General features: G+C 63.5%; 15 protein-coding genes and 1 tRNA gene. 6 read left to right on the top strand and 10 right to left on the bottom strand.

The window, feature by feature from the left end; translation table 11 throughout:
- The first annotated feature begins 174 nt into the window (after positions 1–174).
- On the top strand, positions 175–1,707 hold the full coding sequence (locus tag AC6H0N_RS08810) for a fumarate hydratase (RefSeq protein WP_497573722.1): 1,533 nt from the start codon (positions 175–177) through the stop codon (positions 1,705–1,707).
- A gap of 23 nt (positions 1,708–1,730) precedes the next feature.
- Positions 1,731–1,806: transfer RNA gene (locus tag AC6H0N_RS08815), tRNA-Thr, on the top strand.
- A 56-nt stretch (positions 1,807–1,862) separates the two neighbouring features.
- Here the strand turns inward: AC6H0N_RS08815 and AC6H0N_RS08820 are convergent.
- Entirely contained in the window at positions 1,863–2,516 is a 654-nt protein-coding gene (locus tag AC6H0N_RS08820) for a TetR/AcrR family transcriptional regulator (protein WP_497573723.1), read from the bottom strand.
- A 159-nt stretch (positions 2,517–2,675) separates the two neighbouring features.
- Here AC6H0N_RS08820 and AC6H0N_RS08825 point away from each other — a divergent pair, with 159 nt between their 5' ends.
- From AC6H0N_RS08825 to AC6H0N_RS08840, 4 genes are all read left to right on the top strand, one after another.
- Positions 2,676–3,296: a DUF2238 domain-containing protein gene (locus tag AC6H0N_RS08825; protein WP_497573724.1), complete on the top strand. Its 621-nt coding sequence runs from the start codon at positions 2,676–2,678 to the stop codon at positions 3,294–3,296.
- A gap of 164 nt (positions 3,297–3,460) precedes the next feature.
- Positions 3,461–4,015: a sigma-70 family RNA polymerase sigma factor gene (locus AC6H0N_RS08830; protein WP_497573725.1), complete on the top strand. Its 555-nt coding sequence runs from the start codon at positions 3,461–3,463 to the stop codon at positions 4,013–4,015.
- Complete coding sequence (locus AC6H0N_RS08835; protein WP_497573726.1) at positions 4,012–5,016, top strand: FecR family protein; 1,005 nt, start codon at positions 4,012–4,014, stop codon at positions 5,014–5,016. Before AC6H0N_RS08830 ends, AC6H0N_RS08835 begins: the two co-directional genes overlap by 4 nt.
- Before the next feature lie 225 nt (positions 5,017–5,241).
- The gene (locus AC6H0N_RS08840) at positions 5,242–7,473 is read left to right on the top strand and encodes a TonB-dependent receptor (RefSeq protein ID WP_497573727.1); all 2,232 of its coding nucleotides are present in this window, start codon (positions 5,242–5,244) and stop codon (positions 7,471–7,473) included.
- Between the two features lie 180 nt (positions 7,474–7,653).
- Here the strand turns inward: AC6H0N_RS08840 and AC6H0N_RS08845 are convergent, their stop codons facing one another.
- The 9 genes from AC6H0N_RS08845 to AC6H0N_RS08885 are packed head-to-tail and all read right to left on the bottom strand — an operon-like array spanning position 7,654 to position 15,073.
- Positions 7,654–7,863 carry a hypothetical protein gene (locus tag AC6H0N_RS08845; protein ID WP_497573728.1) on the bottom strand — a complete coding sequence of 70 codons (210 nt, stop codon included), beginning with the start codon at positions 7,861–7,863 and terminating at the stop codon, positions 7,654–7,656.
- Between the two features lie 14 nt (positions 7,864–7,877).
- Positions 7,878–8,552, bottom strand: coding sequence for an amino acid ABC transporter permease (locus AC6H0N_RS08850; protein ID WP_497573729.1), 675 nt, complete (start codon positions 8,550–8,552; stop codon positions 7,878–7,880).
- The gene (locus tag AC6H0N_RS08855) at positions 8,552–9,307 is read right to left on the bottom strand and encodes an amino acid ABC transporter ATP-binding protein (protein ID WP_497573730.1); all 756 of its coding nucleotides are present in this window, start codon (positions 9,305–9,307) and stop codon (positions 8,552–8,554) included. The genes AC6H0N_RS08850 and AC6H0N_RS08855 overlap by 1 nt, the downstream gene beginning before the upstream one ends.
- A 3-nt stretch (positions 9,308–9,310) precedes the next feature.
- Complete coding sequence (locus tag AC6H0N_RS08860; protein ID WP_497573731.1) at positions 9,311–9,964, bottom strand: amino acid ABC transporter permease; 654 nt, start codon at positions 9,962–9,964, stop codon at positions 9,311–9,313.
- 22 nt (positions 9,965–9,986) lie between these two features.
- Entirely contained in the window at positions 9,987–10,724 is a 738-nt protein-coding gene (locus tag AC6H0N_RS08865; protein ID WP_497573732.1) for a transporter substrate-binding domain-containing protein, read from the bottom strand.
- A 53-nt stretch (positions 10,725–10,777) separates the two neighbouring features.
- A complete protein-coding gene (locus AC6H0N_RS08870) occupies positions 10,778–12,181 on the bottom strand; it encodes a TAXI family TRAP transporter solute-binding subunit (RefSeq protein ID WP_497573733.1) in 1,404 nt (467 codons plus the stop codon).
- Between the two features lie 26 nt (positions 12,182–12,207).
- Positions 12,208–12,834 carry an ABC transporter permease subunit gene (locus AC6H0N_RS08875; RefSeq protein ID WP_497573734.1) on the bottom strand — a complete coding sequence of 209 codons (627 nt, stop codon included), beginning with the start codon at positions 12,832–12,834 and terminating at the stop codon, positions 12,208–12,210.
- On the bottom strand, positions 12,831–14,453 hold the full coding sequence (locus AC6H0N_RS08880) for a transporter substrate-binding domain-containing protein (RefSeq protein ID WP_497573735.1): 1,623 nt from the start codon (positions 14,451–14,453) through the stop codon (positions 12,831–12,833). The genes AC6H0N_RS08875 and AC6H0N_RS08880 overlap by 4 nt, the downstream gene beginning before the upstream one ends.
- Positions 14,450–15,073, bottom strand: coding sequence for a formyltransferase family protein (locus AC6H0N_RS08885; protein ID WP_497573736.1), 624 nt, complete (start codon positions 15,071–15,073; stop codon positions 14,450–14,452). Before AC6H0N_RS08885 ends, AC6H0N_RS08880 begins: the two co-directional genes overlap by 4 nt.
- Positions 15,074–15,175: the final 102 nt, after the last annotated feature.

Raw genomic sequence — 15,175 nt, forward strand, 5'->3', positions numbered from 1 at the left:
AAAAGTCATTGGTCTTACACAAGACTTACTGGGCACCGCGCTGCAGCACAACCGGTTTCAATCATACCCCGCCTGCGAGCGCTGGTAGAATCCCGACCTGCCCAGAGGCTTGCTCTCATTTACCATCGCGGCTCGCGTACACGACAGCAAGCCCTACTGCCCCGGAGAAGCGCAATGACCGTCATCCGCCAGGACGACCTGATTCAGTCCATCGCAGACGCCTTCCAGTACATCAGCTACTACCACCCGCTCGACTATATCCAGGCACTCGGCAAAGCCTGGGAGCGCGAAGAGAGCCCCGCAGCAAAAGACGCCATCGCGCAAATCCTGACCAACTCGCGCATGTGCGCCGAAGGCCATCGCCCGATCTGCCAGGACACCGGGATTGCCGTGGTCTTCCTCAAGATCGGCATGAATTTGCGCTGGGACGCCACGCTGAGCGTGCAGGAGATGATCGACGAGGGTGTGCGCCGCGCCTATAACCATCCCGACAACAAACTGCGCGCGTCGGTGTTGCTTGACCCTGCCGGCGCGCGCCGCAACTCGAAGGACAACACGCCGGCCGTGGTGCACGTCGAGATGGTGCCGGGCGATCATCTGGAAGTGATCTGTGCGGCCAAGGGCGGCGGCTCCGAGAACAAGTCCAAGCTCGCCATGCTCAATCCGTCCGACTCGATCGTCGACTGGGTGCTCAAGACGCTACCGACCATGGGCGCAGGCTGGTGCCCGCCGGGCATCCTCGGCATCGGCATCGGCGGCACGCCCGAGAAGGCCATGCTGCTCGCCAAGGAATCGCTGATGGCGCCCTGTGACATCCACGAACTGCGCGACAAGGCGGCTTCCGGTGCCGAGCTGTCGCGTGTCGAAGAGCTGCGTCTGGAACTGATCGACAAGGTCAATGCGCTGGGCATCGGCGCGCAGGGTCTGGGTGGCCTCACCACCGTGCTCGACGTGAAGGTCCTCGACTACCCCACCCACGCCGCCAGCCTGCCGGTGGCGATGATCCCGAACTGTGCGGCCACCCGCCACGTGCATTTCCACCTCGACGGCTCCGGCCCCGCACACCTCGCAACGCCGAAGCTCGAAGACTGGCCGGCCGTCACCTGGCAGGCCGACACCAAAGTCGCCACGCGCGTGAATCTGGATACGCTGACGAAGGAAGAAGTCGCCTCGTGGAAGCCCGGCCAGGTGCTGCTGCTCAACGGCAAGATGCTCACCGGGCGGGATGCCGCGCATAAGCGCATCGCCGACATGCTCGCCAAGGGCGAAAAGCTGCCGGTCGATTTCACCAATCGCATCATCTATTACGTCGGCCCGGTCGACCCGGTGCGCGAGGAAGCCGTCGGCCCTGCCGGCCCCACCACCGCCACGCGCATGGACAAGTTCACGCGCATGATGCTGGAGCAGACCGGGCTGATCGCCATGGTCGGCAAGGCCGAACGCGGCCCCACCGCCATCGAGGCCATCCGCGACAATCGCTCGGCCTACCTGATGGCCGTCGGCGGTGCGGCCTATCTCGTATCCAAGGCCATCAAAACCGCGAAAGTCGTTGGCTTCGAGGATCTGGGCATGGAAGCCATTTACGAATTTGACGTGGTCGACATGCCGGTCACGGTGGCCGTTGATTCACAAGGCACCAGCGTGCACGAGACCGGCCCGAAGGAATGGGCTGCAAAGATCGCAGGCATCCCGGTAGCCATCGCCTGAACACGAGCTATAATCCGGCCCGCGCCGCTTTAGCTCAGTTGGTAGAGCAACCGCCTTGTAAGCGGTAGGTCGTCAGTTCGAATCCGACAAGCGGCACCACAACAAGAAAAAAGCCAACCGACGGGTTGGCTTTTTTCTTGTCCACGACTCTTCGCCTAATTCGCAGCGGCCGGCTCCGCCTTGTGCATTGCCTCTTGCAGAGCCGCCACCATGACGCGCTTTGCCTGCCGTTTGATCGCCACAAAGCGCGGATCCCCGACACCCCCACGCCCGAACAAGGCCGTGCTGCCTTCCGACACGCAGCACAGCAGGTAGGCGCAGGCCTTGAGTTCATCTGCAGCGACGTTGTCGGGCGACACGCCAAGCGCCTGTACCAGCGTACGCATCGCGCCGTCGTAGATATGGTCGAGACTCTCGGCCACAAAGGCGTGCTGGTTCGCCATGGCCCACAGTTCAGGGAACATATGCACGGTATCGTGCGCGACCGCGTCGTCGAGCAGCCAGTCGACCACTTCGTTCAGGCCGACGTCTTCGCGCAGGGCCAACTCGGAACACATCTCTTCAAAGCGCTTCGCGTACTGATCGAGCAAGCGATCAGACAAGGCCCGCACGAGATCCTCGCGCGTCGGGAAGTAGTAGGTGAGATTGCCCGGCGCGATACCGACAGTCGAAGCCACCTGCGGTATCGAGAATCCCGCCAGGCCGAGCGTAGCCAGCACCTGAGCGGCACCATCCAGAATGGCCTCGCGCGTCTGGGCACCTTGCACGGTGCGACGACGGCTCTTGCGTGGAGTTTGCTGCGGTGTCATTGACTGCACTCTTTCGAGAAATCCAGTCGTAATTTTGGTCGATATTGCATAAAACGGTCGGGCGCAATCGCATCCAATTGCAACTCGCCCGCTCGGAATGTTTCTGCGGCCCCCTCCGCCATAGAATCAGCGCATTGATGCGCTGGAGGAATTCCGACCATGCGGTCCTACAAATTGCCACTCGGCATGCTGGTGCTGGTATCGGTCACGCTGATCTGGTCGGGCATTGCGCCCTACGAGCGCGAGGTCTGGCTGGCCGAGGTCATGCCGGTGTTCATTGCGATTCCTTTGCTCGTGGTCAGCGCGCGCCGCTTCCCGCTGACCACCCTCACCTATTCGATGATCACGCTGTTCGCTCTGGTCTTGATCCTGGGCGGCGCCTACACCTACGCCCGCGTGCCGCTCGGCTTTACGCTGCAGGAATGGCTTGATCTCGCGCGCAATCCCTACGACCGCATCGGACACTTCTTTCAGGGCGCCACGCCCGCCATCGTGGCGCGCGAACTGCTGTTGCGTACCTCGCCATTGCGTGCCGGCAAATGGCTGTTCGCACTCGTCACGCTTAGTTGCCTGGGCATCAGCGCCGGCTATGAACTCATCGAATGGCAGGCCGCAGTGCTGTGGGCCGACGGCGCCGTGGAGTTTCTAGGCGCCCAGGGCGACGTGTGGGACGCGCAATGGGACATGTTCCTCGCGCTCAGCGGTGCGATCTTGGCGCAGCTGTTGTTCAGCCGGCTGCATGATCGGCAGCTCGCCCGACTGGGCGGCTTCACCAGCTGACCCGCGGCTGCGCTCTCGGCTCCGCCCTGCGTTTTTTTTAGCCAACGCGCGTCTCTCATCAACCGAAGCATTGCACATCACCGGCGGTGAACATAGAATAATAACCATTCTCATTTTTATTCGGTCAGTGTCGGCCGCCACCACTCACGTACGGGACCTACATCGTGGCCAGCACCGAGTTCACTCACGTGCAGCAAGTCGAAAGCCTTTACGTCGGCCATCACGGCTGGCTGCTGAGCTGGTTGCGCAGACGCCTGGGCTGCGCTCACCAAGCCGCCGACCTCGCGCAGGACACCTTCCTGCGGCTGATCACGAGCCGAAGCCAGCACTGTTTCCACACCATCGCCGAAGCGCGCGCCTATCTGCGCACGACCGCGCAGAACCTGTGCATCAATCAGTGGAGACGACAGGAGATCGAGCGCGCGTGGCTCGAAACCCTGGCCGCCGCGCCCGCCAGTCACTACCCCTCTGCAGAGCGGCAGGCCATCGTGTTGCAGGCTCTGCAGGAACTCAGTGAGATGCTGCACGCCCTCTCCCCCAAGGCCGCCAGCGCCTTTACGCTGGCCGTCATCTGCGACTTGAGCGACGACCGCGTAGGCGCCGAGCTGGGCATATCCGGGCGCATGGTGCGCAAGTATGTTGCCCAGGCCATGACCGCCTGCCTGAGCCTGCGCGCACGCCAGACGGCGCTCGAACTGTGCTGCGAGCCCGACGCGTGAGTGAGCGCATCAGCCGCGCCGCTGCAGGCCAACCCTCCCACGCCGTGCTGCAACAGGCGGCACTCTGGTACGCCCGCCTGCGCGATGGCAGGGCCGGCGTGCGGCTGCGCACAGAATGGGAACGCTGGCTGGACGCGGCCGAAGAACACCGGCGCGCGTGGCGGTATGTGCAGGATATCGGCCGCGGTTTCGAACCGCTTCGCAGCACGCCCCGGCCGCAACACACCGTCGACGCACTGCATGCCGCCGAAGAACGCCTGCGTTCGCGCCGCAGAGCGTTCTTCGGCCTCGCGGCAATCGCCAGCAGTGGCGTGCTTGGCGCGCTGGGCTGGCAACACGCTCCGTTGCCAGGCCTCGTCGCCTGGCGTGCCGATTACCGCACCGGCGTCGGCGAGCAGCGCAGTTTGACGCTGAGTGACGGCACCCGCGTGTGGCTCAACACCGCGAGCGCCATTGATGTCGCGTTCAACGGCGTCGAGCGACGGGTCCGGCTGATCACCGGAGAGATTCTGGTGGATACCGCAAAGGACCTCGGGCGCGCCTTCTTCGTCGACACGGCCATGGGGCAACTGCGCGCACTCGGCACGCGCTTCAACGTTCGTGAAGACGGGGACGAAGTGCACCTGACGGTTCATGACGGCGCCGTCGAAGTCCGCACCGCCGCAAGCGGTGACGTTCTCGTCGTGCAGCGTGGCCAGAAGCTGCGCTTCACCGCACACCGCATCACCCCGCCAGACGCTGCCCCGCTGGCCCGCGAGAGCTGGACGCGCAATACCCTGACCGTCGACAACCTGCCGCTGCGCGATGTCATTCGCGAGCTTTCGCGCTACCGCAAGGGCCACCTCGGCGTTGCCGAGGAGATCGCCGACTTGCGCGTCTTCGGCACCTTTCCGGTCCGCGATACCGATCGCGCATTGCACATGCTGGCCGCTGCGCTACCGATCCGCGTCGAGCACCCCCTGCCGTGGTGGACCAGCATCGAAGCCGCGCCCCGCAACTAGATCGCCAGCGCGAAGACGGACGCGCGCACGAAATATTCAAAAAGTGGTTCCGGGTTCTGGTCGTTCGATGGTTCTACAGGGTGAGAGGAGCCTGCGCACGGATCTGCCTGCATCCGGTCGGCCACGGCAGCGCGGCCCCTCGCCATTGCCGAACCAACCAACAGGAATCCGCATATGTCTCACCACCACCTCAGGACGCCCGCCCGGCCTTCACCGACGCCTCGAATGCCCGCCGTCCGCCCCCTGGCGCTGGCCGCTCATCTCGCACTCTTCGGCGTCTGCGTCCTGACCGCTTACGCCCCGACGGCCGCGGCGCAGGCCACCGCCTCCACTACGGCCAGCCGCGACTATGACCTCCCGTCCGGCCCCTTGAGCGAAGTGCTGACGCGCTTCGCGGCTGAAGCCGGGATCTACCTGGTGGGCGCGCAACGAGCAACTGGCGGCCAGACCAGTCCTGGCCTCAAGGGCCGCTACACGGTGCAGGGCGCTCTCGCCACCTTGCTCGCCGGCACGGGGCTGAAGGCTTCAGTGCAGAAGGACGGCAGCTACGCCCTGCAGCCAATGGCTGCAGGCGGAGACTCGTCGGAAACGACACTGCAGACCATCGAGGTCACGGCAAACGCCATCCATCCGTCCCAGCTTCAGTTGCAGCGCAGCCGCGAGGCCTTTGTGGCCAGCCGTTCGATGTCGTCTGCCGACGGCGAGACGCTCAGCAGCATGAGTCCGGCCAACAAGGGCGACGCCCTGCGCTACAGCGTGACCGGCATGATGAACCAGCCCGGCAACGGTGACCGCTTTGGCGGCGGCACCAAGATCCGTACGTTCGGCGACTGGGGCGCTGCCAAATCGATCAACGGTCTGCCCGCATACACCACCTCCGACCAGGAAGGCGGCGGCTATTCGAATACCTTCATCCCGTCCATCGCCATCGACGCCATCAACGTCCACAAGGGCGGTCAGGCCGTCGGCTATGGCGAAGGCACCGACGGCGGTGTGGTGGAGTACCGCCTCAAATCTGGCCGCTCGCTCGACGCCCACCGCATGCTGTCGTTTGACGCGAGCAGCGTCGGCGAGGTGATAGGCCAGGTGGAAGCCGGCGATCACAACGAGCGTTGGGACTACTACATTGCCGGCAGCGCGATGAACGGGGATTACGACGGTGAGCCGGCCAACCTGCAGCGCCAGAGCGTGCGCGACGTGCTCGGCAACTTCGGCTGGAACTTCAACGAGAACGTTCGCGGCGAGTTGCTGGTGATCCGCGACACCAGCCGTCCCGACATCATCCGCAACGGCGCGGTCGAATCCATCACCAGCCGCGAGAACCTGGCCAGTGCCCTGCTCGACGTGGCACTCGACGACGAGCGCAGCTTGCGCTTCGGCTACCTACGTACTGACAGTCGCGCCGAATGGGCGGCACGCAACCGCGACCGCAGCATCGACAACGACATCTTCTTCGTCGACCACCATCTCGGCACCGATCTGTCCGACGGTGTGCGCTACGACGGCAAGCTCGGCATCGAACACAAGCGCACCGAATACCTGCGCGATCAGCAATGGCACAACACCTTCCGCGATGTCTCGTTGAAGTCCGAGAACAGCTTCGTCTTCGACGGCAATCTGGCGCTGAACGCGGGTGCGCGGTACACGCGCTTCGACAATCACATCAAACTCAACGGCGTCACCCAGGCCGACAATCTGAAGGACGACTCGCTGTTCTCGTACACGCTCGGAGCGGCGTGGAGCGTGATGGAACGGACCCGCCTGCGCGCCTCGGTGGCCACCGGCTACAACCGCTTCATCGGCAAGTACGGCAACTTCGGCACCGACGCCCTCAATGGCAGCGGCGCTGGCGATGACATTGTTGACTCTCGCACCGTCGAATTCGGCGTGCGTCAGGACTTCTCGCTCGGGCACGCCGACCTCGCCATCTATGAGATCGAACAGGACGGCGTACCGCGCCGCAATGCTGGCGCCATCGAGAGCATGACGGTCAATCAACGCGGCCTGGAGTTCGAAGTGCTCGCGCGCCTCACGCCGCGACTGGCGCTGCGTGCCGGTTACACCCGCGTGCTGGAGCTGGAAGCCATCCGCGCTGACGGCAGCAAGGTCAACGGCAACATCTTCTGGGACGGCCAGACCACGTCGGTGCCCGAGCACCAGTACAACCTGCGGGTGGACTACCAGCCCTTCGATTCACTCGGGCTGTGGGCTGCGGCATTCCGCTCCAGCGGCTACGAGGCGGTGGCCGCCGACGATTCGGTAGTCGAGCGCGGCGGTTTCACACGCATCGATCTGGGCGCTCATTGGGCGGTTAACAAGCGCTGGACAGTGCGCGCCCACGTCGAGAACCTGACGGATGAGCGCCATTTCGGCTCGGCCGTGAAGGGTGTAGCCGTCACCGACGAAGGCAAGCTCGGCCGGGTCGTGTGGATCGGCTTCGACGTCGCCCTGCCGTGACAGCTCGCTGCGCTTTGGTCGCACACGCCCAGCCTGCGGGCAGAAGGCGGCCCTAGCGCCACCGCCCGGCCGCGCAATTCAAAACGCCGCCTCACCCGCATCTTGCGGGCAGGCGGCGTTACTACCTGCGCCGGTACGGCGTCTGTTTCAGCCGCAGACTCGGGTATGAACCCGAGCCGATCAGGGCTTGGCGTACTTGGTGAAAACGGTTTTGGCGTCGCGGTGGGCGCGATCCAGCGTGCATATGGACGGATCGTCGTCGTGCCCGCAGAAGAAATCGTCCTCCTGCGCACGCATCACCATCGCGATCGCGTCTTCGTCGCTGATGTCGTACTTCTCGGTAATCAGGGTGGTTACTTCGTCGAGGTGTTCTTCGTAGCTCATGGACATCACAGGGTTTCCGTTCAGCGGCGTACGCCGGGCAGCATGAAGCGCCGTTCCAGCCAGCGCGCGAACAGCACGATGACCGACACCATCGCCAGATAGACAAAACCGGCCGCAAGATAGGCCTTGAAATATTCGAAGCTGCGCGTGGCCAGCTCCTGCACCTGGGCGAAGAACTCGGTGTACTGGATCAGGAAGGCTACCGAGCTGTCCTTGAGGTTGAGGATGGCCTGATTGGTCAGTCCCGGAATCGCCAGTCGCAGTGCTTGCGGCAGCGTAATCAGGCGGAACACCTGCAAGCCCGAAAAGCCCTGGGCGCGCGCCGCTTCGAGTTCCGACTGATCGAGGCCGTTGTAGGCCGTCATCAGATAGCGCGCATTGTAGGCGGCCACGTTCATCGTGAAGCCGATGACCGCCACGGTGAACGGCGACATGCGCAGTCCCCATTGCGGCAGACCGTAATACATCAGGAACAGCAGCACGATCAGCGGTGTGCCGATGAAGAACGAGATGTAGGCGTTGGTCAGCCGGCGCACCAGGCGCCGCTCGCTCAGCGTGAAGTAGAACACCGCCACGCCCCACAACAGCCCGGTGACGGTAACCACCGCGGCCAGCAGCAAGGTGCTGCCCAGGCCGTCGAGGATCTGCGGCCAGTAGTCGAGCACCTCGGCGATGAAGAAGGACCAGTCGCCCATCAGCTGCGCCGCTCGCGCGAGAAGAAAGCGCGGATGCGCGGGTCATCGTGCTGGTCGAACAACTCGCCGGCGACGCCCTCGGCACGCACCACGCCTTCGTCGAGGAACACCACGTTGCCGTCGATGGCGCGCGCCAGATCAACGTCGTGCGTCACGCACAACATGGTCACGTTGTCGGCGCAAAGCTGGTCGATGACGCCAACGATCTCGCGCGACATCAGCGGGTCGAGCGCCGAGGTTGGCTCGTCGAAAAACAGCACCGCCGGATCCATGGCCAGCGCGCGCGCGATCGCCACGCGCTGCTTCTGCCCGCCGGACAGCTGGGACGGATACTTGGCCACATGCTCGGCCATGTTCATGCGCGCAAGCTCTGCCATGGCCTTGTCGATCGCCTCGGCGCGGCTCATGCCGCGCAGCTTGCGCAGCCCCAGTGTGACGTTGTCGAGCGCCGACAGATGCCGGTACAGCGCGAAATGCTGGAACACGAAGCCGATGCGCTGGCGCAGCAGCCGCACATCGGTGTCGGGCCGTGTGACGTCCTCGCCGCGAAACAGCACCTCCCCCTCACAGGGGTCGACGAGGCGATTCAGACAGCGCAGCAGTGTGGACTTGCCGCAGCCCGACGGCCCCATGACCATCTTGATCTGCCCCTCGGGCAATTCAAGGTCCACGCCATTGAGCACCGGCTTGTCGTCGAAGCGCTTGATCAGGCCGCGCACATGCAGCAGCACGGAAGATTCAGGGGTTTGCGTCATGCGTCAGTCACGGTGAAAGCCCGGAATCGCGTAGCGGCGCTCGACCGCTCGCACACCGGCCAGCATCAGTTTGTAGATGGCGAAATACAGCAGGCCGATGGCCAGATAGATCTCGACCCCGCGCAGCGTCGTCGAGGCCAGCACCATGGCGTGCTTCATGATCTCGGGGATGCCCACGGTGTAGGCGAAGGGCGAGTACTTCAGCACGGTGGTGAACTCGTTGATCATGCCCGGCACCGCAAAACGCAGCATCTGCGGCAATTCGATCGACACGAGGATCTGCCAGCGGCTCATGCCCATGGCTTCGGCGGCCACGATCTCGTTGGGTTCGACCGACTCCAGCGCGCCGCGGAACACTTCGGCCAGATAAGCCCCGGCGATGAGCCCGAGGCTCAACATCATCGAAACCAGCGGCGGCACGCTCAGCCCCAATGCGGGCAGGCCGAAGAACACGATGAACAACAACACCAGCACCGGGATGCCGCGAAACACATAGGTGAACACCGACAAGACCACGTCGAGCGCACCCAGATGCAGACGCGTGAGCATTGCCACCGCAAGCCCCACGACGAGGCCGGTGGCGATGCACGAGAAGGTAACGAGAACGGTATATCCGGCGCCGGCCGCAAGCAGGCCAAGGATGTCCAGAAAACTCATTGGCCAGCGCCGCCGTGCAGGATCAGTTCATCCACTTGTCGATGATCTTCTGCAGGCCGTCCTGGCCAAGTTCGTCCAGATACTTGTCGAAATCGGCGCGCAACGCGGAGCCTTTCGGGAACGCGAAGCCAAAGCGGTCGAAGCCCGAGAACACATAGGCGTCCTGGATCGGCATGCTCTTGCGATACACCGAAGCCACCGTGCCGTCGAGGAAGGCCAGATCGAGGTTGCCGTTGCGCAGGTCAGCCAGCACCTCATTGTAGGTCGGATAAAGCTTGACCTTGTCGAGCGAGTACACGCCCTTGGGTTCCAGATCGCGCTTGATGAAGTCCGTGTAGGCCATGCCACGCGGGTAGCCGACCGAGTACTTCTTGAGCTGATCGAGGTCATTCATGAACTCGATGTTGCGATCCTTCATGCTCACCAGGTTCCAGGTGTTCTCCATGTAGGGCTTGGAGAAATCCATTACGCGCTGGCGCTGCTCGGTGATCGAGATACCCGAGAAAGCAACGTCGGCCTGCTTGCTCACCACTGCGCCGAGCATGCCCTGCCAGTCGTAAGAGGTGATCTGCAGCGTGCAGCCGCGCGCCTTGCAATAGCCTTCGAAGATGTCCAGGTCGAGGCCCATGGTCTTGCCGCCCTCTTCATACAGGTTGGGCGGCGAGGCGGGCGAGACGGCGACCTTGATCACCTGTTGCGCAAAGGCGCCGCCCGAGACGGCAAGCAGCGCGGAAAACAGCACGAGCGCGAATCGGTTCATGACGATGCTCCTGGGTAATTGATTCGTGATTCCGACGAGAGATCGCCGAAGGCTCACATGCTAACGTTTTTTCGAAAGGCTGCGCCGGCACGCGAAGAATCAGGCCCGACGCCGGTTTCGGCGTAGACCAGCTTCTCCTCGACGATCTCCAGCGCGCCAAGCAAAAAGTAGTAGGCCTGATGGCATCCCTTGGGAATCCACAGCTCGCGGACTTCCCGCTCCAGACGCTCGTACTCATGCCTGTAGGCCGGCAGTTGGTCGGGCGACGTGTGGTGTTCGATGGCGGCCGTGAGCTTGAAGATCTCGCCGTATTTGTAGCTGGCCGCAACGTCGAAAGAGGTCTTGCGGTAGCGCGGAAGCATGCGCAGCAGCGGATACAGCACGGCGATCAACGCCAGAATGGCGAACCACGCCCGGTCAAAGAAACTGGCTATCCAGTAGGCGGTGTAGCTCTCGAGCGCGGGCGGGCCGTGCTGCAGGTAACGCTCGGCCACCTCGCTGCGCGGGATGTTGCGTTCGGTAAAGGCCGGGAAACCTCCCGGACGCTTGAAATAGCCCGCATCCCCGGTGAAAAAATCGGAAGTCGCGCGCATGAACAGATACTGCAGCGCCGGATGCAGGCCGTCGCGCGCCAGTACTGTGGTGGTCGTGGCCACCATGTTCACGTCGTTAGCCGGGCGCGGGGGCGAGAGGTCCAGCCCGCCCTTGGGCAGCACGATGGTTTCCATATAGTCGATGTGGCGGGTCAGCGCATCGGCCGTCTGAAAGTTCAGGATGCGCACATCCGGCCGCGCCAGCAGCGCCTGGGCGTTGCCCGACTCCATGCCGGCGAGCAGGAACATGCCGTCGATCTCGCCACTGAGCAAACTGCGAATGCTCTCGCCGGCCGGCAGTTCGTAGAGCCGGACGCGCGCCCTCGACAAAGCCGGCAGCTCGCTCAGCAAGGCATCCGCGACGGGGCGCGTACCGCTACCCTTGAGGCCGACGGAAATACGCTTGCCTTCGAGAAACTCGACGAAGTCCGGCCCGTTGAAGACCGGCCCGGTGTAGAAAAACCACAGCGGCTGATAGCCAATGCTGCCAAGCGAGACGATGCCTGCATCTGACGCAATCGGCAGCCCGCCTTGCGAAAAGGCCACGTCTACCTTTCCGGCGTGCAGCGCCTGCAGGTTCTCGGCCGCACCGCGGGTGGTGTAGTACTCGACCTTCACGCCGTGCTCGGCGAAGTACTCGCCGTAACGCTTGGCGATGGTCTCCAGCGTCGAGTTGGGTTGCCCCGAAGCCACGCGCAACTTGGACGGCGGCACCGGCGAAATTACATAGATCGCCAACGCAATCACCGCTACGACGGAGAGCACGACATACCACTGATATCGACAGAACATCAGCAGCGCGAGCAACTCGTCGCGCACGCTCAACAGGAAATACTTCTCGACCTTGGGGCTTCGCCGGATCACCGCGGAATCACTCCATCATCCAAATTTCACGAATAGCGCTTGACCATCACCTGCCGGAACCAGCCCAGCGCGAGACTGACTGGATAGCAGAACACGAAGAAGATACATAGCGCGTACACATAAATCGGGAACAGGTAGGTCGTGCCTGTGGCAGCAATCACGGTATTGCACTGGCCGACCAGTTCGCTGACCCCGACCAGGGACGCAGTACTTGAAGCCAGCAGGGTAATCAGGAAGCCACCGAGCCAGTTCGGGATGAACAGAATTGCCGAGCGCTTGCGCCCGTCACGCCAATGCAGAATCGACGTATGCAGGTTGAGCGCGGTAAATCCGATCGGTGAGGCCGACAGCGCGAGCGACGCCTTGAGCCAGTCGGGCACGTTGATCATCGTGTCGCCGAGCATGAGTTGATTCGGAATCAGCGTCGCCACATAGAACAGAAACACCAGGCTGGGCACGTTGCGGAAGAAGGAAACGACCACGGCAACGCCGCTGGTCAGCGTGCGCGAGCTCGACAACTGCAGGAGCGCCAGCAACCCTCCGATGGTGGTGCCGATCAGGGTTGCCAGCAAGGCGATCACGACGTTCCAGTAGAAGCCTTCCAGCAGGAACGGCGTCCACGTCCACAACACCTCGAACACGTCGCCGATCATGCCGCCCCCCGCGCACGCAAGCGGCGCTCGAAGCGCTCGAACACGTAAATCCAGAAGGCGGTCATGCAGTAGAACACCAGCAACAAGGCATTCATCATCAGGAACACGTTGCCGCGATCGGCGACGATGGCGACGGTTGCCGACAACAGTTCCGGCACCGCAATGGCCGACGCGATCGAGGTGGCCTTGACCAGATTGGTCAGCGTGTTGCGCACCCCCACCGAGGCCTCGGCCAGCAGCTCGGGAAAGAATGCCGGCGTGAAGCGGAACTCGGGATGGATCTCGTGGATGTGATCGGCTGCGTCAATGAAGGCAAAGGCGATGATGGACCCGTGATACAGCGCCAGGCAGACGATGGCGACGAGTACCGGCGGCAGGCTGATTCCCGCCGTGTTCCACACCACGCTGCCGAGCCAGAAGAACACCAGATACATCTGCAGCAACACCGGCGTCATGCGGCCGAAATTGCCCAGCGCGCGGATCAGCGCACTGAGCAGCGGAACGCGCGCGGCAATCACAGCGGCTCCGGCAAACGCAAACGCCAGACTGCCGACGATGGTCGTGGCGCACAGCAGCAGTGTCCAGAAGATGCCGCGCACATAGCGCTCGCGATCGAACGGGTCATACACGAAAGAGAAGTCGAGCCCCAGCGTTTCGCGCACCCACAAGCCGATGCCCTGCAAGCCGCCGACATCGGCCGAAGTCACGAAGGCCGCGTTGCGACAGGTCGCCGGCCACTGCCCCTCCGGCGTACGTTCGCACACGAAGCTGCCATCCGCCTTGCGCTCAGTCCACATACGCCTGGCATCCTGCAGAAAGCGATTCGGCTGGATGTCCCAGGTGGCTTCGAGCTCGACCAAAGTGCCATTCCGATGCCAGCCGGCAACCACGTCGCCGACGGCCCGCTCGAACTCGCTGCCCGCCTCGGAGCGCGCAATACTGATCGCCCACGGGATGATAAGCGTGGACGGCAGCGGCGCCGTGTAGCCAGTCCAATCCGGATCCTTCAGATACTGCTGGATCGCCGCATCGGTGTACAGAAAGCCGGTGCATCGTCCGTCGCGCAGGGCCAACTGGGCATCGCGCACGCTGCGGTACATCTGCAACTTGACCAGATGACGCTGTGTGATCGGCTTGTTGAAGTAGCTGCCCTGCAATGCGCACAACTCGACTCCGCGCATGGCCGACCAGTCATCAAAGAACACGCCCGGCCGCAGGAACACCCCGACTCCGCCGCCGTAATAGTTGGGTTCGATCACGGTCGCCAACTGGCGTCGTTCCGCAGTGTCCGCCGCCGTCGCGACGATTACGTCCACCGCGCCCTGCTCGAGCCGCTGAAAACGGTTCTCGGTCGTCACCCCGACGACCCGCCCTTCCACTCCCAACGCCTGGGCCAGGCGATGTGCCAGGTCGACCTCGAAGCCCATCGGGCGGCCCGAACTGTCGAGCATGCCGAACGGTGGGAAATCGGTCTTCACACCGATCGTGACGTAGCCCTGATCGCGCACGCGCTCAAGCGTCGGACTGGGCTCCGCCGCCGACGCCGAGCATCCGCACACCACCAGCGCCAGCCCGAGCAAGACACGGCCGGGGCGCAAGAGACGGCCCAGGGCGATCATGAAACAGTGAGCAGGCGCGCAATCTCGCGCACCGCGAGTCGCGCGGCAGCCGGAGCCGTCAACTTGTGCAGGTCAACCACGCCGACGCCCGGCGGCAGCGCGATACGTTCGGACAATGCCACCAGCTTGCCCGTGTCGAAACCGTCGTCGACCTGGTGCAGCGCGATCACGCAATACTCGGACTGATCGTCCAGCAAGCGCTGGAACGGGTTGCCCCCGACATAGTGCGACGGCCAGCCGTCGTCCTTGCAAGGGTGGAGATTGAGGAAACCAAGGCGCGGGTATTCATACAGACGAGCGTCGATCTTCTGGCCGAAAGTCGCCATCACGACCACGTCCGGGCGCCATTGCTGCTCGAAGACACGATGGAAATCCGGCGTCTTGACCCGTCCGGTCCACGCCGCGATGCCGTGCTCCTCGGCCAGCCGGGCGACCATCTTGCGCTCGGCTGCAGCATGAGGATATTGCCAGACGCGCTTGCCCGGGCTCACGAATGCCTGATCCGGGTCATCCGTGGCGACCCCGACCACCTCCACCCGATCGGCCAGATCGCCGGAGAGCAGTTCGTGCAACACGTGATAACCGCGATAGAAACTCCCGAATACGGCTACACGCAACACACTCCCCTCCCCCTCATCCGATCCATCCCGCCGCACACACCGGGTGTGCGAATGCGCTCAAGGCACGGACTTTAGCGTGTTCCTGCTAAAGCGCGAAGCGGT

This window comes from Pseudazoarcus sp. NS34, assembly GCF_059703725.1.